A 24,352-nucleotide genomic window follows, 5' to 3' on the forward strand; every position below is an offset into this window, starting at 1 on the left:
AAGACTAATATACAATTATTTCCCCTCTGCGCCCTCTGCGCTACTCTCAGCGTCCCCTGCGTGAAACCTCCCCAGTACTTCAAAATACAGCCTTTCCATCCCCTCAATCATCCTCTCCTCCGAATGCTGCTCCTCTACCTTTCTTCGAGCTGCTAATCTCACCGCCTCAATAGTCTCCAAGGACAACTCTCTAAAGTTCATTACCGCTACCGCCATAGCTTCAGGATTACGAGTTGGGACTACCCACCCATTTACTCCATTCGCTATCAACTCTGGAATGCCACCGCAATCGGTGCTTACTACCGGTAAACCAATTGCCATAGCCTCTACTACTACATTTGGGATACCTTCTTCTAAGCTAGGCATTAGCAATAAAGAAGATGAACGCATTAAATCAAATACTTCCTTTTGAGAAACAGCTTCTGTCAAGCTCACATCACCTTTTAATCCTAAATCAGCAATAAGAAACTGTAACTCTTCATTTCCCGCACCTCCAATTATAGTATAATGAAAAGGAACCTTTTTATCTTTTAATAGCTTACAAGTCTGTAGCGCATAATCGTACCCTTTAATCCAATGTGGCCTCCCCACGGATAGCAGTTGTAATGAATTTAAAATCGTATATTTTTCAGCAAAAGGGGTGATTTCTAGCGGTAATCCTGTATAAACTACTTTATCAATCTTTGAGGTGTCATTCCAAATCTTATCTCCATTACGTGAAATAGCTTTTGAAACAGAATGAAAACCTGCCATTTTAGGGTACCAGCGATGTAAATAGCTAAAATTGTTATCGTTAACAAAAGGACGAACATTAACATGAAAGCCCAACTGACTTAATACTACTGGTGTAGTTTGAGCAGAAAGCACTTCTTCAAACCAAGGTATTACCGAAAGCCACTGCAAATGAATAACATCGGGCGCTATTTTTTGCAGTACAAATCTTAGATTCTGTTTGTGTAGTTCATTACGACGTCCTAAAGCTATTTTTTTTAAAGTTTTATAAACAAGCTTTATAGAGCCTGATTGTAAAGCATATTGTAATGTTGTTTTTACAAATCGAATTTTGCTTTGATTACTTCCAAGTGGTATATAGTTTACTTTTTCTAGCCTATTGGGAAGGGTTTCATTAAAACCTAAAATATAAACTTGATGTCTCTCCGTCAATCCTTGTGCTAAACGATTGATAAACGACCTTGTTTTAAAACTGCCATCGAAGATAATTATGTTTAAAGGCTGCGTCACAACGAATTGTTTAATTGTTTAAAGGTCGATATAACAGATTCCACAAGTTGTATAGGCTTTGGATTTATTTTAATAAAAATATACTTCCTCCCTTTTTTAAACTTCCTGACTTGCTTTTCCGTAAACATTAAATTCTCTTTAAAATAATGTTTTAGTTCCTGACGGCTCATTCCAGAGTTGTTAACAACATCCCGTAATAATAGTTTTAAATCTTCAACTTTATTGCCTGATAAAAATACATCGGGACGATCCCTAAAATTGGTGAATTTTTTTATAAAATCTTTCGCATCATAGGCATGATAATGCAAGACATTACCCTTCACAACCCTCTTTGGGGATGTACCATTTATATGCTTATATCGATGTACATTATGTGGAACTATATTTGCATCAACACGAATAGCCGATTTCCCCATGGTTTGTCCATACCACCAAGGAAATTTCTGATTTAATTTAGTAAATGGATTCCTTATTGATATGAAGAATACTTGTTTATTTACTTTAAAATTAGATTCTTCCGCAAAAACATTATTATATCTTTCCTTTTGCTGAAGAACTTCCAATGTTGTGAAATCAACCAATTCGGTATCATTAGGGATGGTATTAAAAAATGATTTTAAATCTGATTGGTTTTGAAAGTCTGTACAAATTAACTCATCTGCATCTATGGATATAAGCCAGTGGATACCTTCTTCCTTACATTTTAGTTGAGCATCATAGGTGTTTAAACATTGTCTCGCTGTATGGTGTTCTACTGCTTGTGAAGTAAACTTTTTTAAGTAGGGTAAAGAAACATAGGTATCTGCTGAAACAGAATTTGAAGTATTTACAAAGTCTAAATCAGCAATACTTTCTTTTCCATTATCTGTAGTATTGTCAAAATAAACAAATGCCTTATCAACTCCAATTGCCTTGTGATACAGCAAATTGTTTCGTAATAAACGAACTTCATTTTTAACAGTAATAACTAAAGCTATTTTCACAAGAATTAAAGTAATTGATTTCGATAATAAATATATAGGTTATGAAGAGCCTTTAAAACTAATTGCTATACTTTTCTTTAAAAAGCGAAACTTCTTCTAAAATTTTTTCCTTGGCAACTGCACTTACTTTTATATCACTTAAATATGGCTTTGTTTTCAAAATTTTTTTAAGCTGAAAAACAAAAAGCTTATTTTTTATCGACTCCTTTAAACTACTGTGATTATATAATCTATGTAATTTATTTATTTCGATTGATAGTGAAAGTGATTGACTCCAATCCTTCCATTTAAAGTTATTAAATGATTTAAAAGAAGAAACTGGAATCCAGGGTATTCTATAAGCATCTGCTACAATTGCACCATGCATAGCTTCACAGATTAATACTTTTGAAGCATTAATATCTTCTATAATCGATTCAACAGAGTTTCGGGGATCAATATAATTAATTCCTAAACGCTCTACAGCTCTTTTATAAGAATGGTTAGCAACACTAAAGTGTGGAATATAAGAATAAGAGTGTTTTTTAATTGGGTTATTAAAAGGAAATACTATTGGTGTTAATATTGCGGGATCTGTAATAAATTTGGCATTATTTAAAAGTGCTGAACTTAATGGACCTCTTACAAATATTGTTTGGAAATTTAAATTAGGTTTTTGATCGACTCCATGCGCACCAGCCCCAAAAACAATGATTTCAGAATTAGGATAGTACTTTTTGGCAGCCCTTAATATAGTTCCGATTCCAAAAAACACTAGATTATCATTGTCATCAAAAAAATTTGGTAAAAAATGTTTCCAAATATGGACATTTAGTTCATCCCCAAAATTTGAAGTTCCATCAGGTGGTTTAAAATAATGTAATTTCATTCTATATATATTATTTTAAATAAAATAACCCATTGTTCATTTTATGATTATTTAAAATTAACTTCCAAAAATTTATAGCCCACCCCTGTAACTCTATACAGAATACCAAAAAGCAATAACTTTAGTATAGTTATTCTATATTCTTTAAATGTTTTTAAAAACAGAAACTTAAAACTATAACTTATACCATTCTTTAAACTCTTGTTCTTAAACGATTTACTTAATTGTCTCAATCCCATTTTAACCAAACTTTTATTAGTCTTCTCATTTAAATCTAAAGATTTATCCGTTAAAAGACTGTGTGCAATTTTTAATTTATAACGAAACTTGTTTTTTAATTCATTTAGTCGTTTATCGTGAATTCTTAATTGCACTAAAACATCCTTATTAACATAAGGAGTCATGCCTTTATTTAAAGCTTTAATATGAAAAACATAATCATCTCCCGTTATTAATTCTTCATCAAATCGTAGGTTATAATGAATTAAACATTCTTTTTTCCAAAGTGGAGAATTTACACCCCATCCAATTTTTTTTATAATAAAATCATTAATTGGGTCATCACTCCACAATTCGTTATTCCAGAATTCTTTAGTTGGTTTTTTTTGTAAATTAAAGAACTGTGATTGACTAATTGTGAAATCGTAACTCCCAGAATTAATATTTTTTAAATCTATTACTAACTTTTGAGGATGCATTAAATCATCACTATCAAAAAAATTAATGTATTCACCTTTGCTTTTTTCGAAACCATAGTTTCTTGCTGCCGATGGACCTTTAGGTAAATGAGAAGGCTTTTTAAAGTATTGGATGCGGTTATCAGCTTTACTAAATTCTTTTATTACCTCTTCCGAATTATCTGTACTCCCATCATCCACAACTATACATTCCCAGTTTTGATAAGTTTGATTTTGTATAGAAACAAGAGTCTCACCGATAAGGTTGGCTCGGTTATAGGTTGGGATTATAATGCTGATTAACGAATTATTTATCAAAGTTATATGAATATTGTTACACCTACATTAACAGTGAAAATTATTTAATTGTTTTAATTATAATGCTTGGTTTTTTTAAAACTTTATAAAAACCTACTTTTAAAAAGGAATAATTTATAATCTTAATTCTTAATTTAACAAGTCTTAAGGTCTCTGAGTAGAGTTTATGTTTTAGACATCGTTTTATATACAGATTTAAATAATTGAATAAATATTTTCTTATTTCAAAATCTTTAAAAGTATCTGTAATTGGTTTATTAGCATATAAATCAACAATTTTAGAAATTGCAATTACTTTATTTACAAGTTTAAATTTTGTTATTTTACTTCTCTTACCGTCTGCTTCGTTTCTATATAAGTAAAGTACTTGATTAATTATCTCTAGCCTTGGACTCGAAATTAACAATCGAGAAAAAAATTCCCATTCTTGGCTTATTTTTAACTCTACGTCAAATAAGGGCTTATTATCTAAGTATTGTTTATTGAATAAAGGTCCATTAGTTCCAAAGACTAAATTTCCTTTTATATGTTCCAAAAGTGCAACATCAGTTTCATAAAGTTTCCACTTTTTCACATATGATAGATTCTTCTCATCAATTATCTCAGCTCCTTCACATACAACAAAATCTACATTGTACTCAGAAATCACTTTTACTTTTATTTCCAATTTTTCAGGCAACATCAAATCATCACTATCAAACCACTGAATATACTCCCCCTTACTTACTTCAAACCCATAATTCCGAGCCGCATTTCCTCCAGGCAATCTATCTTTAGGTCTATGGTGATATTGAAAACGAGTATCCTTGGCCATATATGCTGCCATCACCTCGTCAGTATTATCCGTACTCCCATCATCCACCACAATACACTCCCAATTTTGGTAGGTTTGTGCCAATACCGAGTCTAGCGTTTCACCAATAAGATGCGCACGATTATAGGTTGGAATAATAATAGAAACTAAGGGATTGGAACTTGGCAAGGTTTAAACTGTTTATTATCAAAAATAAGAAAAAGGTTAAGCTAAGCAACAAAATAAAAGCCTCAAATTCTAAAACATCTGTTTTAAAACTTGAGGCATAAATTTTAAACTAAATTCGAAGGTGGTTATCCCTCAAATGCATTAACAATATCCATAAAGCTATCTACTTTTAAAGCTGCACCTCCAATTAGTCCGCCATCAACATCGGCTTGAGAGAAAATTTCAACGGCATTGTTAGGTTTTACACTACCTCCATATAAAATTGAAACTTTATCTGCGACATCTTTTGAGTACTTTTCCTCTATAGTTTCTCTAATAAACTTATGTATTTCTTGTGCTTGCTCTGGACTAGCAGTTTCTCCAGTACCAATTGCCCAAACTGGTTCGTAGGCTATAATAATATTCTCCCAAGCTCCACTAGAAACATGGAAGAGTCCTTCTGTAAGTTGATTTTTTACTAGGTTAAAATGATTTCCGCTTTTTCTTTCTTCAAGCTCCTCTCCTATACAGAAAATTACAGTCATTTCATTTTTTAAAGCTGTATTTACTTTTTCTGCTAGCAGCTGGCTATCTTCATTAAAATAAGCACGACGCTCACTATGACCTAATATAACAGTGTTTACTCCAACGCTTTTAAGCATTTTTGCTGACACCTCACCTGTAAAAGCACCTTCTTCACTTTGATGCATATTTTGAGCAGCAATCGATACAGGATGTTCGCGCATAGAAGTAAAGGCATGACTTAAATTGGTAAAAGGAGGGGCTATCATTACCACTACATCTTCTGGAAAAACTTGTTTTTTAAGATCTACTAAAAATGTTTCAGTCTGTGCTAAATCATTATTCATTTTCCAATTCCCAGCTACTATTTTCTTTCTCATTATCGTATATGTTTGGTATTTTGTATTTTCTATTAATAAAACTAATCTTCAATTTTAAATCATAACCCTACATTCTGCATTCATAATTCATAATTATCTACTGTCTACTAATCTTCGGGTCTAGCCAGCCGTAAATTATATCTACAAAAATATTGATTATTATAAATAATGTCGCAATTACTAATACTGCGCCCATTATTACGGGTAAATCTAAGGTGTTTAAAGCGTTTACAATTTCTTTCCCTAATCCGTTCCAGCCAAAGATGTATTCCACAAAAACAGCTCCTGCAAGCATAGAAGCAAACCAACCAGAAATAGCCGTAACTACCGGGTTTAGTGAGTTTTTTAAAGCGTGGCGTTTAATGATTTGATAAAACGAAAGTCCTTTAGCTTTTGCAGTGCGTATGTAGTCTTGATTTAAAACTTCTAGCAAGGAATTTCGCATTAACTGACTAACAACTGCAAGTGGGCGAATACCTAATACTACGGCAGGTAAAATCAAATTTTTCCACTGAATGTATTTACCATTTCCAAAATCATCAACTTCATACAAGCTTCCTGTCATATTTAAGTTTGTGTATTCGTGTAGTAGAAATCCGAAAATCCAAGCGAATATAATCGCACTAAAAAACGAAGGAACACTCATTCCTAATGTGCTTACCAATTGAATCATCTTATCGATAAATCCATCTTTGAACAACACTGAAATAATTCCCAAAAGCACTCCAATAAAAATTGCAATTACAATGGCTGAAACTGCAAGTATAAAGGTGTTTGGGAGGGTTTCAGCAATTACCTGACTTACTTCTTTTCCATTTTTTTGAAAAGATTCGCGTAAATAAGGCGTTTTAACTACAACACTTGTATTTCCTACGTTGAACAAATGAGTAGCATTGTACTTTCCTTGTTTTAGAAATGTATAGTCATCAGGATTATTACTGTGAAATGAAATTGGTGATAAATCGTTTAAATACCGTACATATTGAACAGAAACAGGTTGATCGAAACCGTATTTCTTTTTAACGATTGCTACTTGTTCGGCGGTTTCATTTTGACCCAACATCATTCTTGCTGGATCACCAGGAAGTATTGTGAAAAGTAGGAAAATAACAGTAACAACCCCAAAAAGTGTCAATACTGCATAACCCAACTTTTGAAGAATATACTTTACCACTAACCTTGATTTATTTGGTCCATCGTTTTAACCTCGTAGATAAAGTCGTCTCCAAAAAGAATTTTTGCATACTCTTCTATCGTTTCTGTAAAACCAGCTTCTTTTCTTCGTTCATTAACAGTTTCAGGCTTTTCGATAGGCCAAATAAAAGAACCTCTTGCATCGTCATAGCTCATTCCCTGCGTACCGTAAACTTGTGGTTTCCCTTCTAGCATTAAATACCTATCTTCCATCATAGCTGCAGCGGTCTTCGGAATTTCACCTGCATCAGCTGCTTTTTTTACAAGTGGTAAATAATTTGGGATTTTATCAGGATTATGCTGAAGTACATTCCAAGCTACTAAACTAGACTCCTCTCCCACTACTGATTTACCTGGATATCCTTTTTCAATAAAATATTTCTCTACAAAAATCATATTAACGCTATCCAAAACCTTTTGCATTTCTGAAAGATCGCCGCTGTATTCAGCTTCAGTCAATCCCATACTTTCACCAAGTTGCTTTCTTTCTTCCAAAGATCTAGTTTGCATTAGGCGTCTGTATTTTTGATCTAAGTTTCCTATGCTATCAAGTCGCTGTTTTAATGATAAATCCAATTTAGGTTTTGAATTTTCAACTACAGGTAGCTCTAGCTTATGAGCGTCATTCCAATGAAGTTTTTGCTTTATCGTTCCCTTATCCAATTCTAAGATTCCTGGATTACTTCTTACAATAGTCTTTAAAGTAGTTTCATCGCAGAAATAAAACTTGAAGTTTAATTTGTAAGTATCCGTTAAGCTTTCAGTCATTTCTTGTGAAGAAGCAGATAGTCCAATTACATTATAACCGTTTTTAATAGCTCTATCTGTAATTTCTTTTACAGAAATATAACCGTCTTTTTCAGTGTTTGTCAAGCTATAAGCTACAATTACAATAAGATTTTCTTCATTTAAGAACTGATCGGTAAAGTCTTCGCCATTTCTTTCCATAGTAAAATCGTGAATTGGCGGCACATAACCTTCCTGAATCATTTTAGTTTCAGTATTCACTAATTCTCCATCAACCTGTGGGTATTCCCCGTTTGTAACGATAGTTTTTTCTTCACCATTAATATTAAACGTCCATTTGTATTCATAAATAGGACCTGGAGCACCTTCAGGAACAGTCATACCATCCTTAATATTTGCACCAATTTTATAAGGCCTGAAGTCAATAATGGGAAGGTGTTGTAATACGTGATACGTAATAGCCATACACCCTACAAAAGTTGCGAAAATGATGATGCTACGCGTGCCTTCAGCAAAAAATGGTTTGATGTATTTACGCCCTATAAAAAGAATTATAATTAGAACTAAAAGAATAATGTCTTTGTAAAACGATTCCCAAGGAGTTAATGGAATTGCATCTCCAAAACACCCACAATCTGTTACTTTGTTGAAATAAGCCGAATAAAAGGTAAGAAAAGTGAAAAACACTATCATTAGCATTAATGCCCATAGCGTAAACTTTTTTAAATACCCTAAGAGAAGAGCTACACCTACTAGCACCTCAAAAATTACAACGAAAATTGCAATTAGTAATGAATAAGGCACCAAAAACCCAAGGTCTAAAACGTCTGGGGCAAAGTAGTCTTGTAATTTAAAAGCAAACCCAATAGGATCGTTAAGTTTCACCAAGCCGCTTATAATAAACAAGGCTCCAACCAATACTCTAGATATTCCAACTAATATTTTCATATATACTATTACTTAATTAAACTTTTAATATTAAGGATACTTCAATTCTGAATAAACTTTATCAAATCACAACTAAGGTAAACTCCTAATTTCCCTCTACACCAAATATCTCTAATCTCTAATCTCTGTTCTCTACTCTCTACTCTTCATTTTCATTTAAATGAATTAGCGCAAAAATTGCATAATTTATCATATCCTGATAATTAGCATCAATCCCTTCAGATACTAAAGTTTTCCCGCTATTGTTTTCAATTTGTTTTACGCGAAGTAATTTTTGAAGAATCAAGTCTGTTAACGAACTCACTCTCATATCACGCCAAGCTTCGCCATAATCGTGATTTTTGTCCATCATCAGTTGTTTGGTTTCGGCAATGTGTTTGTCGTAAAGTTTTACAGCCTCATCTACTAATAAATCGGGTTGATCTACAACACCTTTTTCAAGTTGGATAAGCGCCATAATTGAGTAATTTACAATTCCGATAAACTCACTCGTTTGACCTTCGGCAATTTTTTGTTCTTTATTTTCTTGTAATCCGCGAATGCGTTGTGCTTTAATAAAAATTTGATCGGTAAGTGAAGGAAGTCGAAGAATTCGCCATGCACTTCCGTAGTCGTGCATTTTATTGATAAACAGCTCCCTACATTTTTCTACTTGTTCGCTGTATTGTTTTGATGTCTTTGCCATTCGTAAATTGTAAGATTTTGCGTAAATTTCGGGTAAATAAATCAATTTAGAAAATTGCAGACCCTTAATTGCCGCGGCAAGCTCATAGATCTTAGCATCCCAAAAGTAATGGGAATTATAAACGTTACTACCGATTCGTTTTATGACGGTGGAAAAACGACTACTGAAAACGATATTCTAAGTCAAGCCGAAAAAATGCTTTCGGATGGCGCAACATTTTTAGACATAGGCGGTTACAGCACCCGACCTGGTGCAAATGAAGTTACAGAAGCTGAAGAAATTAAAAGAGTTACCGAAGCAATAACCCTTATCCTTAAGAAGTTTCCTGAAGCAATAATTTCAGTGGATACTTTCCGAAGTGAAGTAGCAAAAAAAGCCGTTGAAGCAGGAGCCGCAATAGTAAACGACGTTTCTGGTGGAACTTTAGATTCAGAAATGTACTCTACTGTAGGAAAACTAAAAGTGCCTTATATTTTAATGCATATGCGGGGTACTCCTAAAACAATGAGTACACTTACCGATTATGAAAATGTAACTATTGAAGTTATAAAAGACCTTGCGTCAAAAATTGCCTTAGCTCGTGCAGAAGGTATAAACGATGTGATTTCCGACCCTGGATTTGGTTTTGCAAAAACACGAGAGCAGAATTTTGAAGTTTTAAACAACCTTGAGCTTTTCCAAAACCTCGAGATTCCACTATTATCGGGAGTTTCTAGAAAATCTTTTATTTACAAAACGCTAGACACCACTCCTGAACATGCGTTGAACGGGACTACTTTTGTAAATACCGTTTCACTTATGAAAGGAGCATCTATTTTACGAGTTCACGATGTAAAAGAAGCTGTGGAATGTGTAAAGCTTTGGTGTGCAGTTAACGGTATTGAACATTCCTTATAATGAGGCAAAAATTACCTAGGTTTTCTGTACCGAAGTATTATAAATTTTCTAACTTTCAAAATGTACTTAAGACTGAAACATAAAATCAATTTTTAAAGTACTTTTACAAAAAATACAGCCCTTTGGATTTTCTGGATATTCGAATTTTAGACATTGTAGATATAGTACTGGTTGCAGTGCTATTATACTATATCTATAACCTAGTGAAAGGCACTGTTGCCATCAATATTTTGGTGGGTATAATTATTATCTATACCATTTACGTTGTAACTCAACTTTTAGAAATGGAGTTACTCAGCCAAATTTTAGGGGGGTTCTTAGGTGTTGGGATGTTCGCCTTGGTAGTTGTTTTCCAGCCTGAAATTAGGAAGTTCCTTTTAATGCTTGGCTCTACAAATTTTAAAGCCCGCCGGAAGTTTTTCCAACGATTTAATTTTTCTTCTGCCGATTCTGGCCCTTTTATAGACATCGATGCTATTGTAAAAGCTTGTAAAAAAATGGCAGGCACCAATACAGGAGCTTTAATTGTAATTCAGCGTAACAATAGTTTGGATTTTGTAAAAAACACCGGAGACAAAATGAATGTTGAAGTTAACCAACCTATTATAGAAAGTATTTTTTACAAAAATAGCCCCTTACACGACGGAGCTATGATAATTGAAGAAAATAGGATTACGGCAACACGTGTAATTTTACCAGTTTCCAACGACCGGACTATACCTTTGCGATTTGGATTGCGACATCGTGCAGCCGTGGGTATTACCGAAAAAACAGACGCTGTTTGCCTAGTTGTTTCGGAGGAAAACGGCCAAATTTCTTATCTAAAAGACGGTGACTTCGTGCTTTACGAAAACACCGATGAACTGAAAAAACTCCTAAAAAAAGATTTAAGCTAAAAACCTAAATCTAAGTATAAAATAAAAAAGCAGGCCTATAAGCCGGGTTCTGTTACTACTTCGATTAAATCAAAATAGCACCTTATCATTTATCTAGACGTTTCGTTACCGAAACGCTCAATCTGTCTACCCTCCTGCATCGGGCGGGTACCCTTATCCGAAAACGGAACGCAGGTTTACGTGACATTTCACCGCATAGAGTTTACCTGGTTTCACTACAGCATTACCTGTACATACTTTCTGTTGCACTTGTCCTAAAATTCTTACTTACGCAAGAATAGTGACGGCTGTTAGCCGCTATGCCTCCCTGTGGTGCCCGGACTTTCCTCCCTCCCGATTCCCGATATCAATCGGGACGGGACGACGATAAGGCGGCCTGCTGCGCAAAAGTACTCCAATGTTAATAAATATGAGAAAATACGAGCATCTATTTTTTTAAAACCCGATACACATCTTTATATTTGCTACCAAGTCATAATTTACAATTCAGAAATTTAATACTGAATTTTGAAAAGGACTATTTTAACTATGGAACACTTCATTGTATCAGCCCGAAAATACCGCCCTGCAACTTTTAAAGATGTAGTTGGGCAACAGGCCATTACCAATACTTTGGATAACGCCATAGAAAACAACCACCTAGCACAAGCATTACTTTTTACGGGACCAAGAGGTGTTGGGAAAACTACTTGTGCGCGTATTCTTGCCAAGAAGATTAACCAAGATGGCACAGAAAAAGAAGATGAAGATTTCGCTTTCAATATTTTTGAATTGGATGCGGCTTCAAATAACTCGGTTGATGATATTCGTAATCTAATAGACCAAGTACGAATTCCTCCACAAGTTGGAAAATACAAGGTTTATATTATAGATGAGGTTCATATGCTGTCTTCAGCAGCTTTCAACGCGTTCCTAAAAACGCTTGAAGAGCCGCCAAAACATGCTATATTTATACTTGCTACTACCGAAAAGCACAAGATAATTCCTACTATTCTCTCTCGTTGTCAGATTTTCGATTTCAGAAGAATTGGCGTAAACGATATTAAAGGCCATTTAGCCGATGTAGCCAAAGCTGAAGGAATAGACGCAGAAGATGATGCTCTTCACATTATTGCTCAAAAAGCAGATGGCGCACTACGTGACGCACTGTCAATTTTTGATAGGGTTGTAAGTTTTGCAGGAAAAAACCTAACGCGTGAAGCTGTAACCGAAAACTTAAATGTTCTTGATTATACGTGGTATTTTCAAATCACCGATTTGCTATTGCAAAACAATATTCCGCAAGTTTTAGTTACTTATAACGATATTCTCGCAAAAGGATTTGACGGTCACCATTTTGTAATGGGGCTTGCATCTCACTTTAGAGATTTGATGGTTTGTAAAAACCAGGAAACAATACAACTCCTTGAAGTTGGAGAGCAAGTAAAGGAAATGTATCTAGAGCAGTCTAAAAAAACAAGCGCTCAATTTTTGATGGATGCTATAGAAATCGCTAATACCTGCGATTTAAAGTATAAAAACAGTCAAAATCAGCGACTCCTTGTTGAACTCTGCCTATTGCAACTTGCTTCCTTGACTTTTCAGGGCGAAAAAAAAAACTCTAGTAGCGGGCAACGCTTCGTAATAGCTCCCTCCTATTTTAAATCGGAAGAATTTACTTCAAAGAAAATAACCTCTGCTGGAAGTATTACACCTAAGCCGTTTAGGAAAATTGAAACTGATAATACAGTTCAACAGGAAGTTGCACCTTCTCAAGCAGAAGAAAGTCAAAGCGATGTAAACGAATCTACTTCAAATAAGCCTTCAGAAAAAGTTGAAACTACAACTAAAGAAGAGCCATCCACTACTCAAGAAGTAGCACAGCCTAGTATAGCAACTAGACGAAATGAAAGAAAAGTTTCTGCATTATCGTTAAAAAGCATTCAGAAGAAACAAGAGTTAAAGCAAGAATTAGAAGCCAATCAACCTAAAGAGGAAGATCTTCCGGTGAATGATTTTACCGAAGAAGAGATGCTTAAGTATTGGAATAAATACACCAAAAAAGTGGAAAAAGACGGGAAGTTTAACCTGCTTTCTCACTTAACAATGGGTACACCAAAATTGGAGGGTGCGATAATTCATCTTGAATTTCCAAATCATACCATAAAAACTGAAGTTGAACGCGCTAAATACGATTTACTTGGTTATCTGCGTGAAAAACTTCAAAATTATGAGATAGACTTAGATATTACAGTAAACGAAACCACGGAAAAGCGTTATGTTTACTCAACACGAGAGAAATTCGAGAAAATGAAGGAAATGAATCCTGCTTTAGAAAGACTTAGACAGGAATTTGATTTAGATATATAACTAGAGTAAATTCAAAAAACAATAAGGTAGTTATTGAAAACAATAGCGATAGATTTTAATTGACATCACTCTTTAAGTTTGGACAATTAAAATCTTAAAACCATAAATTCAAACGATTAAGATAATATGTTAGGCTTAAAACTTCCCACAGACCCTCGCTGGGTAAATATTGTTGAAAAAAACATAGAAGACATTCTTTCAGATCACGCTTGGTGCGAACAAAAGGCCGCATCTACTGCTATTTCTTTAATTGTGAGTTTCCCTGAATACACAGAGCTCACACAAGAGATGATTGCTTTGGTAAAGGAAGAAATCAGCCATTTTAAAATGGTACACGATAAAATTTTGGAAAGAGGCTGGGTTTTAGGTCGAGATAGAAAAGATGACTATGTTGTTCAGATACTAAAGTTTTTCCCGAAAGGTGGAAGCCGCACAACACAACTCGTTCATAGACTATTGTATGCTGCACTTATTGAAGCTAGAAGCTGCGAACGTTTTAGATTGTTAAGTGAAGAACTTGAAGACAAAGAACTAGCCGAATTTTACAGAAAACTAATGGTTAGTGAAGCAAATCACTATACAATGTTCCTTGGTTTTGCACGTCAATACGGTGACAGAAAAGAGGTTGATCAAAAATGGAACGATCTTCTTACCTATGAAGCTGAAGTAATGAAAGACTTGGGAAAGCATCAATCCATTCACGGATAAATAATTTAGACTCCCTTCCAAATGAAAATCGAAAGAAGAAGGAAATTAATTAAATACAGAGATGTTTTAGACCAACCTATTCGTTTTAACCCCTTTGTGTTTAGTAGGATGTTTATTCTCTGGGCTTTATTAGGGCTTATTGGAGGAGTAATTTCTGGAGTGTATTGGGTAGTTTTAATGTATCTAACCGACTTTTTAGCAGTATATCAAGGGTGGCTTGTTATTCCTGTTATGGCTATTTGTGGGCTTCTTGCAGGGTTAATTATCTACTTTATTGGCGACCCCGGCGAAATGGAACTTATGGTTAACAACATTCGTTTCAAAAAAGGAAAGTTAGACCCTAAAAACAATCCTTCAATGATACTATCATCGCTTCTGTGTGTAGCCTCGGGAGGAAGTTTAGGCCCAGAAGCACCTTTGGTACAGGTTACAGGTTCCACAGGAACTTGGATGGGAAAGATTTTTAGATTAAAAGGTGAAGAGTTGCGCTCTTTAAGCATTGCAGGGATGGCATCTGGATTTACCGCCTTATTTGGTGCTCCGCTTGGAGGTAGCCTCTTTTCTTTAGAAATACTCCACCACAAACACGCCGTAGAATATTACCAAGCAATAATTCCAGCACTTGTTGCCAGTGGTTTTAGTTATATCATTTTTGCTATAATCGTTCAATTAGGTTGGGGACCAATGTGGAATCTTCCTGCCTACGAAATGGAAACTTTTTTCGATTTTGGTTGGGCTGTCTTATTTGCAATTATGGCAACTGTAGTGGGATGGATGTTTATTTTTTGTACTAAGTTTTTTAAAACTCTTTTCAAAAAATTAAAATCTCCAATTTACATTAAAACCTTAATCGGAGGTATTCTTCTAGGGGTAATTGCTTATTATATTCCGCTTACTAGATATTTCAGCCACTTTGAAATCAATGAATTATTAGAAGAAAATGGCACGTTACAATTTCTTGGAGCAGTTCTTATTTTTAAAATTATAGCTATTTCCATTACAGTAACTTCAGGATGGCGTGGAGGTTTTATTATTCCTTTGTTTTTCTGCGGTACAGCTTTAGGGTTACTAATTCACAGCATTTTCCCTTCCATAAGCCTTTCGTTAACTATTGTAAGTTGTATGGCTGCTATAAACTCTTGTGTAACTCGCACCCCAATGAGTACAACTATTCTACTCGCTACATTAACAGGGTTCACATATTTTATTCCAATACTATTCGCGAGTTTAACAGGCTATTTTCTAGCTCCTCGTATTCCTTTTATTGGAGCTCAAATGGAAGAAAAAGAAAAGAGAGCTATTAAAATAAAAAAGCATAACAATAAATAATATGAATAAAAAAAACCATTGGGAGACAGTTTACGAAACTAAAACTCCAGAGCAAGTAAGTTGGACACAAGAGGTTCCTAAAACTTCATTAGATTTTATTCAATCGCTAGAATTAAAGAAAACTGCAAAAATTATAGACGTTGGTGGCGGTGATAGCAACTTGGTAGATCATCTACTTAAAGCTGGTTTTGAAAATATTACTGTTTTAGACATTTCAGAAAAAGCACTCAATAAAGCGAAAAAAAGACTCGGTGATAAGGCAGAGAAAGTAACTTGGATTGTAAGTGATATCACAGAGTTCGAACCAGAAACTACTTACGACCTTTGGCACGACAGAGCAGCTTTTCACTTTTTAACCAATGCTGAACATATTGAAAAGTATAAGCAAACAATTAAAAACTCGGTAAACGGCTATTTAATAATTGCAACTTTTTCAGAAAATGGACCTTTAAAATGTAGCGGACTTGAGATTACTCAATACAGTGAGGAGGAATTAAGCTCTGAATTTGCTGAAGATTTTGAAAAAATTAGCTGTCTAAACGAAGACCACAAAACTCCCTTCGACACACTTCAGAATTTTACATTTTGTAGTTTTAAAAAACGATAGTCTAAGCCAACAGCCACTTAAAGATACGAGATGAAAAAGGTCCTTCTATTTATAGCTTTTGTTTTAGCAACTATTACTGTAAATAGTCAGACCACCAAAAAAGTATTATTTATTGGGAATAGCTATACAGCTGCTAATAATCTGCCGCTTATGGTAAGCGAAATGGCCAATAGCACTGGGGATATTCTAATTTATGATTCCAATACTCCAGGTGGATTTCGTTTTATGGATCACGCGTCTAACAATACCACTCTTACTAAAATAAGTTCAGATAACTGGGATAACGTTGCCCTTCAAGGCCAAAGTCGAGAAACTTCTTTGAGTCAGTCGCAGATGGAAACAGAAGTATTTCCCTATGTAGAAGCATTAAGCAATGCCATAAGAACAAACAACGAATGTTCACAACCGCTGTTTTATATGACCTGGGGGCGTAAAGATGGAGATGCTCAAAATTGCGCTATAAGACCTTGGGTTTGTACTTACGAAGAAATGGACGACGTAATTAGAGCTACTTATATATACTTAGCTGAAACCAACCAATCTGAGTCAGCTCCTGCAGGCGCTGTATGGCGATATCTTAGAGAAAACCACCCCAATATTCCACTGTACTCCGGTGATGGCTCACATCCGTCCTTAGCAGGCTCATATGCTGTTGCGTGTGCTTTTTATGCGATGATTTATAAAAAAGACCCAACTTTTATTTCTTGGAATTCTAGTTTAGATGAAAATCAAGCTAATACCATTAAAGCAGCAGCTAAGACAATTGTTTTTGATGAAATCACTAATTGGGATTTTACAGAAATCCCCGTAGCAGATTTTACGGAAGAAATAAACGGAAGTGAAGTGTCATTTACTAATACTAGCAGTGATTTCCATTCAATCTATTGGGATTTTGGCGATGGATACAATTCCACCGAAACTAATCCAGTTCACACATATACTGAAAGTGGAATTTATAATGTTTCACAAACCATTACTTTTTGTGGTAAATCGGATACCAAAACAAAAACTATAGAGATTCCAATATTAAACATCGATAGGTTTAAAAAGGAACAAATATCTATTTATCCGAATCCAGCCACAGATAAGCTATTTGTTAATCTCGATAAAAACTATCAGGAAATTGATGTTTCAATTTTTGATGTTTCAGGAAAAATTTTATTCAACAGAAAATCGAACAACAAAAGTAGTTTTATGCTAAACCTTAGCAACTTAGACAACTCTATTTACATCTTTAGTTTAACAACAGAGAGTTCTAAATTTGTTAGAAAACTAATAGTTAAATAGTGTAAATATTACTTCCCATTGTCAAATTCCCACGATGAGCTTTAGGCTTAATCCTAATTTTCTGCAGCAATTTTTTCGTTGTAAAGACTTTTCACAATACCGTCACTAAGTCCTATTTTAGGTACATACATACTCTTAGCTTTACTCCATTTCATAGCAGATAAATAGATTTTTGTAGCAGGAATTACCACGTCTGCACGATCTGGATTCATATCTAATTCTGTAATACGCTCCTCGTAAGTAAGTGATTTTAATGTTTTATAATATGAAGATAGATAAATATAACTAAGTGGCTTCCCAAGCTTTTTCCCGCTCTTTTTAAAGATAGTATTGATGTTTCCACCACTACCAATCATTAAAATCTTTTTATAATCTTTGGTTTCTTGTTTAATCCAAGCCTCCATTTGTTTCCAAACATCTTCAACTACGAGGTTTTCTAACAAACGAACTGTTCCAATTTTAAAACTTTGCGAAGTAACTGTTTTTCCATTGGCAAAAATAGTTAGCTCAGTGCTTCCTCCTCCAACATCTACGTAAAGAAAAACCTTGTCGTCTTCAATTAGTGTTTTTAAATCTGTAGAAGCGATAATTGCAGCCTCATCATTACCGTCAATTATGTCGATTACAATTCCGCTTTTCTCTTTAATCGTTTCAACTATTTCAGAGCCATTGGAAGCTTCACGCATCGCTGAAGTAGCACACGCTCTATAACGTTTTATTCCGTGCGTCTTCATCAACAGACTAAATGCCTTCATTGCATCAAGCATCCTTACAGCATTTTTATCAGAAATCTTTCCATTAACAAAAACTTCCGCACCTAAACGAATAGGCACACGAACTAAAGATGTTTTTTTAAATATAGTATCTTTTCCCTTCTGTTCAATTACAGTAACTACTAGCAAACGTATAGCGTTACTACCAATATCTACTGCTCCGTATTTTTCTATGTTTAACAAATTAATTTACTTCAAGTTTGTTTAAATAATAATTGTACATTTTGAATTGAGAACGAACTGGAGGATTGTTGTTTCTTCTATAAGCGTTGTCATTTTTAATGCTAAACACTCTTGCTTTTACATTATCACTCCACCCAATTTCAAAATTTTCTAAAATTTCATTTTTAATATCAGGGTCGTATATCGGACAACTCACTTCTACCCTGTTATCTAAGTTTCTTCCCATTAAATCGGCAGAAGAAATATACACCTTAGTATCTCCGGCATTTTCAAAAATAAACAAACGCGGGTGTTCCAAATATTTACCAACAATACTTATAGCTTCAATATTTTCACTCATTCCTTTCACACCTGGAATTAAGCAGCAAATACCACGAACAATCATTTTAATTTTAACTCCTGCTCTACTCGCTTCGTAAAGCTTGTCTATCATAGCATAGTCCGACAGACTGTTGAGCTTTAATTTAATTCCGCTAGGTAAGCCTGCTTTTTTATTTTTAATTTCCGTATCGATTAAATTATATAAAGCCTTTCGAGTGTAATGCGGCGACACGATAAGATGTCTATATTTTTTTACCTGATAATTGACTTCAAAAAAGTCGAAAACCTTATTTATCTCTTTGCATATCTTTTGATTTGCAGTAAACAAAGTATAATCGGTATAAAGTTTTGCAGTAGATTCATTGAAGTTTCCTGTACTTAAGATACCATAACGAACCGTTTTGTTGTTCTCTAGTCTTTCAACCAAACAAGTTTTACAATGCACCTTTAGACCTTTTACTCCAAAAATCAATTTGATGTTTTCACTTTGAAGTAATTCAGCGTATTTAATATTTGCTTCTTCATCAAATCTCGCCTGAAGCTCAATTTGTACCGTTACGTCTTTCCCGTTTTTCTTAGCATTTATAAGCGAACTAGCAATATGCGAAACTTCTGCTAAGCGGTAAATTGTGATTTTAATAGATTTCACTTTTGGGTCTAAGGCAGCTTCACGTAAAAACTTGATTACATACATAAATGTTTGATACGGTGCGTGAAGCAGGTAATCTTTTTCAGCAATTCTATCGAACAAACTACCTTGTAAACTCAGTCCTGGTATTGGAAGCGGTTCTGTTTTTTCGTATTGAAGATCAGGCCTTCCCAATCTAGGGAAATTCATATAGTCTCGTCTGTTGTGATAACGTCCTCCAGGAATAATACTGTCGGTTTTATCAATTCCCATTTTATCTAATAGAAACTGTAACGATTTTTTATCAATACTTTTATCGTACACAAAGCGAACTGGGTCTCCAGCACTTCTATTTTTTACACTTTTTGAGATTTTTTCAATAAAACTACGGCTTAAATCGCTATCTATATCTAGCTCAGCATCACGGGTTATTTTAATCATATGAGCCGAAATTGTCTCATATTTAAAAATATTGAATATGTTGTTTAAACAATGGCGAATTAAATCGTCTAGAATAATAACATATTGCTTATCCCCTTCTTTCGGAAGCTCAACAAAACGGTTGATAGTTCGCGGAATTTCAATTAAAGCATAGTTGTGTTTAGCTTCAAAAGTCTCATCTTCCTTACTCATAACCATTGTTACAGCTAAGTATGCAGCATCATCACGAAGATTGGGGAATTCATCAACTTCACCAATCATAATGGTCATCATCGCCGGGCTAACATATCTCACAAAGTACTCTGAAATAAACTTACTTTGCGAAGGTGATATTTCGGTCTCGTTGATAATAAATATATTCTCTTTCCTAAGTTTCGTTTGAATTTTACTTAGAATCTCGAGACTTTGAGCCTGCTGATCGATTACTGTTTGCGTAATTACCTCCAAAAGCTCCTTGGCTGAATACCCTCCAAGAAAGCTTTTCCCTGTCTTACCAGCTTCTACAATACGTTTTATAGTTGCATACCGAACCTTAAAGAACTCATCTAAGTTATTAGAAAATATACCCAAAAATCGAAGTCTTTCAATTAAAGGTAACTTTTCATCATTTGCCTCTTGCAACACTCGAGCATTAAACTGAAGCCAGCTTAACTCTCTATTGTAATATTGATTACGATTAGTTTTATTAGTATCTGTTTTTCCTGTCATTACTTAAGATCTCGTGGAAATATTGTTTTAATTGTTTTACCCCTGGTAATGTCTTTCCATTTTTCTTCATCAAACTGCAACATTACAAAACCACAAGTTGGAACATTTTCTATGTATTTATCACCTAACATATTTACTATAGATGTTAAGGCGTGATTATGCCCCACTAACATCATAGTGTCTAAATTATCATCGAACGACTTAATAATTCGCATTACACTCTGTCCGCTAAAATCGTAAAGACTATGATTGGTTTCAAAATTTGCATCATCAATCTTGAAAGCGTCTTTAAAAAATTGGGCCGTTGAGAGTGTACGAGTAGCGTCACTGCTAACAATTTTTTGAGGAGGCTTAACTTCTTTCGCAACTTTTTCTGAAACTAGTTTTCCATCGCGTTTACCACGCCCTTTTAAAGGACGCTTATGGTCATGTAAATCGTGTTTCCAGGATGATTTTGCGTGTCTTAGTATGTAAAGTGTTTTCATTGCGTTTTATTAATTCTAGGTTTTAGATGGCAACAAGACTATCTCTGCGCTTCCTTAATTCAATTACCTCATTAAGGAGCTAACCTTTCAATCACCCAATCGTTGTCTTTTAATCTATATCGAATTCTGTCGTGCAGCCTATTTGGTCTTCCTTGCCAGAATTCTAACGATATTGGCTTTACTAATATTCCTCCCCAATTATCTGGTTTTGGAACTTCTTCTTTTTCGTATTTCTTTTCGAGTTCTGCCAAATTTTTCTCTAAAACTTCTCGAGATTCCACTACTTCACTTTGATGTGAAACAACTGCTCCTAGCTGACTTCCTTTAGGTCTAGAATGAAAATAATTTGTTGAATCTGCTTCTGAAGTTCTCTCAGCAGTTCCTTTAATTATAATTTGACGTTCCATATTCGGCCAAAAGAAAGACAAGGAAACCTTGTTGTTATTTGTAATAGCCCTACCCTTTTCACTTTCGTAATTAGTGTAAAAGTAAAAGCCGTATTCGTCGTATTTCTTCAGTAAAACCACTCTTCCTTTTGGGAAACCATCGGTTCCAATAGTATTTACCGTCATTGCATTAACTTCATCTACACCACCACTGTCCTGCACCTCATAAAACCATTTACGGAATTGTTGCATCGGGTTTTCATCTACCGAATTTTCGGATAGCTCGCCCTTTTCATAAGATTTTCGGTAGTCGTGAAGCTTTTCGGCCATTTCTCAAGTTTTAACGCAAGTTAAGAGTTTTAAATATTCTTTGAAATAGCAGTTTATTAAATATGTATTAAATATTTTCCTTTAGAAAAGATTCAAAAGTGAATTTAAACGATAAGATAAAACCGAACTAGTAAGGAATAGTAAATTAAAACTGAAAGGATTTTCCGTCTTCAGCTAATTCTACATTATCAAATACCTCTTGAGCTTCTTTGCGGAAAAGTTCAAGTTTACCGTAACGTCCTGAATAATGACCGAGAATTAATATTCCAACGTTTGCTTTCCGCGCAATAACAGCAGCCTCCTTAGCGGTGCTGTGCTTGGTTTTTTCAGCAAGATGGTAGTGTTCGTCCAGAAAGGTTGATTCGTGATACAAAACAGTTGCTGCTTCAATTTGAGGAACCATCTCTGGGTTATATTCTGTATCACTACAATAAGCATACGATTTTGGTGCAGGTGGATCGAAAGTAATATCTTTGTTTGATATCAACTTACCGTCCTTATTTTCCACGTCGAAACCCTGTTTGATTTTGTTGTAATAACTTAAATCGATATTCAGGTTTCGAGCAGCATCCACATCTAACTTTCGGTATTCCAGTTTTTCTTTGAAAAGAAATCCGTTGGTATACACTCTATGTTTTAAAGGAATTGTTTCCACCGTAACTTTATCATCTTCAAAAATTACTTGTGGAGAGGTCTCTTCTAGTTCGTGGAAATACAAAGGGTAATTTGTATATGCTTTCCCCAATTTGAGAAGCAATAATATAGCTTGTTTTATGCCTTTTGGACCGTAAATATGCAATTCAGCTTCTCTTCCTAATAGTAAAAAAGTTGAAATTAATCCTGGTAAGCCAAAAAAGTGATCGCCGTGTAAGTGTGAAATAAATATGTGACGAATACGCGAAAATTTAACCCTATATTTTCTTAATTGCATCTGGGTTCCCTCCCCACAGTCAATTAAAAACAAATGCCCCTTAATCTCCAAAATCTGCGCTGTTGGGTGCGTAGAAGCAGTTGGAGTTGCTGAATGGCATCCTAGGATAGTTAATTTCAAAATTTGATTTTTAAAAAATTATTTTTTCTCGTATCAGAAGCTTTACGAGTATACAGCTCAGTTTAGACTAAAAACCGAGGTCACGCTCAATCTCTTCCATCTCAACGATATCTCCAGCTTCCTGAAGTGTTGGCACTACAACTAATTCGTAAGGAACTTCATCTATATCAATTGCATCGTTTACGATAACAAAGGAGTAATTTGTTTTACGATGAAGGTTTGACGTTTTTAAGAATTGTAATAATTCTGGTAAGGATAAAGAGTCATACTTCAATAAGTTCAAAACCACATTTTGACCCTTGTACTTTGAAGGAACTTGACTCTCAATAAATGAGGCAAAATCTATTATATCATCCTTCTCATCTTCAAGGACAACAAAATTTGGATGATTCTCAATCTTCATTATGTTTAATTTTTGAAGCTAATAAATAAATTACAGCCATACGGATGGCCACTCCATTTTCTACTTGACCTAATATAATAGATTGCTTGCTATCTGCAACATCACTTGTGATTTCCACACCGCGATTAATTGGCCCTGGATGCATTACTACAATTTCCTTATTTAAAGAATCGAGCATTGCTTTATTAAGTCCGAATTGTTGTGAGTATTCTCGAGTTGTTGGAAAATAACTAATATCCATACGCTCGTTTTGAACACGAAGCATATTTGCTACATCGCACCACTCCAACGCTTTACGTAAATTAGTTTCCACCTCTACATTTAATTTTCCTATATATTTAGGAATAAGCGTCTTAGGTCCACATACCTTAACCTTTGCTCCAAGCTTTTGAAGTGTAAAAATATTTGACAATGCAACTCTAGAGTGAAGAATATCACCAACTATAACCACGTTTTTCCCTGCAACATCACCCAACTTTTCACGAATAGAATAGCTATCTAATAAGGCTTGAGTTGGATGCTCGTGTGCTCCATCTCCTGCATTAATAATACTAGCATTTACGTGCTTAGATAAGAATATTCCTGCTCCTGGATTTGGATGACGCATTACCACCATATCAACTTTCATAGAAAGGATATTGTTTACGGTATCGATAAGCGTTTCTCCTTTTGCAACAGAAGAACTCGAAGATGCAAAATTTATAACATCTGCAGAAAGTCTTTTTTCAGCAAGCTCAAACGAAAGTTTCGTTCGCGTACTATTTTCGAAAAAGAGATTGGCAATGGTAATGTCTCGAAGCGATGGCACTTTTTTAATAGGTCGGTTAATAACCTCTTTAAAATGATCGGCCGTCTCGAAGATGAGTTGAATATCGGCTTCGGTTATGTATTTTATTCCCAGTAAGTGATTTACACTTAGTTCCATTGTTTGGTTTTCGGTTATCTGTTATCGATTATCTATTGACAGTTGTCTTTTCTACACTAGTCACTCTCTACTCTCTACTCTCTACTCTCTACTCTCTGTTCTCTGCTCTCTTCTCTCCCC

At 34.7% G+C, this 24,352-nt stretch carries 23 protein-coding genes and 1 other RNA gene; 7 read left to right on the forward strand and 17 right to left on the reverse strand.

The window, feature by feature from the left end; all coding sequences use genetic code 11:
• Positions 1–15 precede the first annotated feature (15 nt).
• From G3A46_RS14600 to G3A46_RS07205, 9 genes are all read right to left on the reverse strand, one after another.
• Positions 16–1,242, reverse strand: coding sequence for a glycosyltransferase family 4 protein (locus G3A46_RS14600; protein WP_165148127.1), 1,227 nt, complete (start codon positions 1,240–1,242; stop codon positions 16–18).
• Complete coding sequence (locus tag G3A46_RS07170) at positions 1,239–2,225, reverse strand: glycosyltransferase family 2 protein (RefSeq protein WP_165148129.1); 987 nt, start codon at positions 2,223–2,225, stop codon at positions 1,239–1,241. The genes G3A46_RS14600 and G3A46_RS07170 overlap by 4 nt, the downstream gene beginning before the upstream one ends.
• Positions 2,226–2,283: 58 nt before the next feature.
• Positions 2,284–3,093, reverse strand: coding sequence for a polysaccharide pyruvyl transferase family protein (locus G3A46_RS07175; protein ID WP_165148132.1), 810 nt, complete (start codon positions 3,091–3,093; stop codon positions 2,284–2,286).
• Positions 3,094–3,140: 47 nt separating this feature from the next.
• A complete protein-coding gene (locus G3A46_RS07180) occupies positions 3,141–4,088 on the reverse strand; it encodes a glycosyltransferase family 2 protein (RefSeq protein ID WP_165148135.1) in 948 nt (315 codons plus the stop codon).
• A gap of 40 nt (positions 4,089–4,128) precedes the next feature.
• A complete protein-coding gene (locus G3A46_RS07185) occupies positions 4,129–5,070 on the reverse strand; it encodes a glycosyltransferase family 2 protein (protein WP_165148138.1) in 942 nt (313 codons plus the stop codon).
• 125 nt (positions 5,071–5,195) lie between these two features.
• Positions 5,196–5,951, reverse strand: a complete 756-nt coding sequence (gene tpiA / locus G3A46_RS07190) for a triose-phosphate isomerase (RefSeq protein ID WP_165148141.1) — start codon at positions 5,949–5,951, stop codon at positions 5,196–5,198.
• A gap of 97 nt (positions 5,952–6,048) precedes the next feature.
• Entirely contained in the window at positions 6,049–7,125 is a 1,077-nt protein-coding gene (locus G3A46_RS07195; RefSeq protein ID WP_165148144.1) for an ABC transporter permease, read from the reverse strand.
• Entirely contained in the window at positions 7,125–8,840 is a 1,716-nt protein-coding gene (locus tag G3A46_RS07200; RefSeq protein WP_139854810.1) for a BT_3928 family protein, read from the reverse strand. The genes G3A46_RS07195 and G3A46_RS07200 overlap by 1 nt, the downstream gene beginning before the upstream one ends.
• Before the next feature lie 139 nt (positions 8,841–8,979).
• Positions 8,980–9,525, reverse strand: a complete 546-nt coding sequence (locus tag G3A46_RS07205) for a DUF1599 domain-containing protein (protein ID WP_165148147.1) — start codon at positions 9,523–9,525, stop codon at positions 8,980–8,982.
• 108 nt (positions 9,526–9,633) lie between these two features.
• On the opposite strand from G3A46_RS07205, the gene folP reads away from it, so the two are divergent.
• Both folP and cdaA read left to right on the forward strand, forming a co-directional pair.
• A complete protein-coding gene (folP, locus tag G3A46_RS07210; RefSeq protein ID WP_165148150.1) occupies positions 9,634–10,422 on the forward strand; it encodes a dihydropteroate synthase in 789 nt (262 codons plus the stop codon).
• A 122-nt stretch (positions 10,423–10,544) separates the two neighbouring features.
• On the forward strand, positions 10,545–11,318 hold the full coding sequence (cdaA, locus tag G3A46_RS07215; RefSeq protein WP_165148153.1) for a diadenylate cyclase CdaA: 774 nt from the start codon (positions 10,545–10,547) through the stop codon (positions 11,316–11,318).
• A gap of 22 nt (positions 11,319–11,340) precedes the next feature.
• On the opposite strand, the gene rnpB is transcribed toward cdaA, so the two are convergent.
• An RNA gene (rnpB, locus tag G3A46_RS07220) (RNase P RNA component class A) lies at positions 11,341–11,701 on the reverse strand.
• A 145-nt stretch (positions 11,702–11,846) separates the two neighbouring features.
• Here rnpB and G3A46_RS07225 point away from each other — a divergent pair.
• The 5 genes from G3A46_RS07225 (at position 11,847) to G3A46_RS07245 (ending at position 17,598) form a co-directional block, all read left to right on the forward strand.
• On the forward strand, positions 11,847–13,667 hold the full coding sequence (locus G3A46_RS07225) for a DNA polymerase III subunit gamma/tau (protein ID WP_165148156.1): 1,821 nt from the start codon (positions 11,847–11,849) through the stop codon (positions 13,665–13,667).
• Between the two features lie 126 nt (positions 13,668–13,793).
• Positions 13,794–14,375, forward strand: coding sequence for a tRNA-(ms[2]io[6]A)-hydroxylase (locus G3A46_RS07230; RefSeq protein ID WP_165148159.1), 582 nt, complete (start codon positions 13,794–13,796; stop codon positions 14,373–14,375).
• Positions 14,376–14,396: 21 nt separating this feature from the next.
• Entirely contained in the window at positions 14,397–15,704 is a 1,308-nt protein-coding gene (locus tag G3A46_RS07235; protein ID WP_165148162.1) for a chloride channel protein, read from the forward strand.
• Between the two features lies 1 nt (position 15,705).
• Entirely contained in the window at positions 15,706–16,311 is a 606-nt protein-coding gene (locus tag G3A46_RS07240) for a class I SAM-dependent methyltransferase (RefSeq protein ID WP_206735977.1), read from the forward strand.
• A 30-nt stretch (positions 16,312–16,341) separates the two neighbouring features.
• Entirely contained in the window at positions 16,342–17,598 is a 1,257-nt protein-coding gene (locus G3A46_RS07245) for a T9SS type A sorting domain-containing protein (protein WP_165148165.1), read from the forward strand.
• 53 nt (positions 17,599–17,651) lie between these two features.
• Here G3A46_RS07245 and G3A46_RS07250 read toward each other — a convergent pair whose 3' ends face one another.
• The 7 genes from G3A46_RS07250 to G3A46_RS07280 form a co-directional block, all read right to left on the reverse strand.
• Positions 17,652–18,554 carry an ethanolamine ammonia-lyase reactivating factor EutA gene (locus G3A46_RS07250; RefSeq protein WP_165148168.1) on the reverse strand — a complete coding sequence of 301 codons (903 nt, stop codon included), beginning with the start codon at positions 18,552–18,554 and terminating at the stop codon, positions 17,652–17,654.
• Between the two features lies 1 nt (position 18,555).
• Positions 18,556–20,652 carry a polyphosphate kinase 1 gene (gene ppk1 / locus G3A46_RS07255; protein WP_165148171.1) on the reverse strand — a complete coding sequence of 699 codons (2,097 nt, stop codon included), beginning with the start codon at positions 20,650–20,652 and terminating at the stop codon, positions 18,556–18,558.
• On the reverse strand, positions 20,652–21,137 hold the full coding sequence (locus tag G3A46_RS07260; protein WP_165148174.1) for a histidine phosphatase family protein: 486 nt from the start codon (positions 21,135–21,137) through the stop codon (positions 20,652–20,654). Before G3A46_RS07260 ends, ppk1 begins: the two co-directional genes overlap by 1 nt.
• A gap of 71 nt (positions 21,138–21,208) precedes the next feature.
• The gene (gene pdxH, locus G3A46_RS07265; protein ID WP_165148177.1) at positions 21,209–21,853 is read right to left on the reverse strand and encodes a pyridoxamine 5'-phosphate oxidase; all 645 of its coding nucleotides are present in this window, start codon (positions 21,851–21,853) and stop codon (positions 21,209–21,211) included.
• A 145-nt stretch (positions 21,854–21,998) separates the two neighbouring features.
• On the reverse strand, positions 21,999–22,904 hold the full coding sequence (locus tag G3A46_RS07270; protein ID WP_165148180.1) for a ribonuclease Z: 906 nt from the start codon (positions 22,902–22,904) through the stop codon (positions 21,999–22,001).
• Positions 22,905–22,971: 67 nt separating this feature from the next.
• The gene (locus tag G3A46_RS07275) at positions 22,972–23,307 is read right to left on the reverse strand and encodes a ribonuclease Z (protein ID WP_165148183.1); all 336 of its coding nucleotides are present in this window, start codon (positions 23,305–23,307) and stop codon (positions 22,972–22,974) included.
• Positions 23,297–24,232 carry an aspartate carbamoyltransferase catalytic subunit gene (locus G3A46_RS07280; RefSeq protein ID WP_165148186.1) on the reverse strand — a complete coding sequence of 312 codons (936 nt, stop codon included), beginning with the start codon at positions 24,230–24,232 and terminating at the stop codon, positions 23,297–23,299. Before G3A46_RS07280 ends, G3A46_RS07275 begins: the two co-directional genes overlap by 11 nt.
• Between the last annotated feature and the right edge of the window lie 120 nt (positions 24,233–24,352).

The organism is Aequorivita sp. KMM 9714, assembly GCF_011065475.1.
In the GTDB taxonomy this organism is placed as follows: domain Bacteria; phylum Bacteroidota; class Bacteroidia; order Flavobacteriales; family Flavobacteriaceae; genus Aequorivita; species Aequorivita sinensis.

Coding starts and splice junctions, on each gene's coding strand:
- G3A46_RS07235 (WP_165148162.1), top strand. CDS start 14,397: ATGAAAATCGAAAGAAGAAGGAAATTAATTAAATACAGAGATGTTTTA.
- G3A46_RS07225 (WP_165148156.1), top strand. CDS start 11,847: ATGGAACACTTCATTGTATCAGCCCGAAAATACCGCCCTGCAACTTTT.
- G3A46_RS07280 (WP_165148186.1), bottom strand. CDS start 24,232: ATGGAACTAAGTGTAAATCACTTACTGGGAATAAAATACATAACCGAA.
- tpiA (WP_165148141.1), bottom strand. CDS start 5,951: ATGAGAAAGAAAATAGTAGCTGGGAATTGGAAAATGAATAATGATTTA.
- G3A46_RS07260 (WP_165148174.1), bottom strand. CDS start 21,137: ATGAAAACACTTTACATACTAAGACACGCAAAATCATCCTGGAAACAC.
- G3A46_RS07245 (WP_165148165.1), top strand. CDS start 16,342: ATGAAAAAGGTCCTTCTATTTATAGCTTTTGTTTTAGCAACTATTACT.
- pdxH (WP_165148177.1), bottom strand. CDS start 21,853: ATGGCCGAAAAGCTTCACGACTACCGAAAATCTTATGAAAAGGGCGAG.
- folP (WP_165148150.1), top strand. CDS start 9,634: ATGGGAATTATAAACGTTACTACCGATTCGTTTTATGACGGTGGAAAA.
- G3A46_RS07230 (WP_165148159.1), top strand. CDS start 13,794: ATGTTAGGCTTAAAACTTCCCACAGACCCTCGCTGGGTAAATATTGTT.
- G3A46_RS07205 (WP_165148147.1), bottom strand. CDS start 9,525: ATGGCAAAGACATCAAAACAATACAGCGAACAAGTAGAAAAATGTAGG.
- G3A46_RS07275 (WP_165148183.1), bottom strand. CDS start 23,307: ATGAAGATTGAGAATCATCCAAATTTTGTTGTCCTTGAAGATGAGAAG.
- G3A46_RS07200 (WP_139854810.1), bottom strand. CDS start 8,840: ATGAAAATATTAGTTGGAATATCTAGAGTATTGGTTGGAGCCTTGTTT.
- G3A46_RS07175 (WP_165148132.1), bottom strand. CDS start 3,093: ATGAAATTACATTATTTTAAACCACCTGATGGAACTTCAAATTTTGGG.
- ppk1 (WP_165148171.1), bottom strand. CDS start 20,652: ATGACAGGAAAAACAGATACTAATAAAACTAATCGTAATCAATATTAC.
- G3A46_RS07240 (WP_206735977.1), top strand. CDS start 15,706: ATGAATAAAAAAAACCATTGGGAGACAGTTTACGAAACTAAAACTCCA.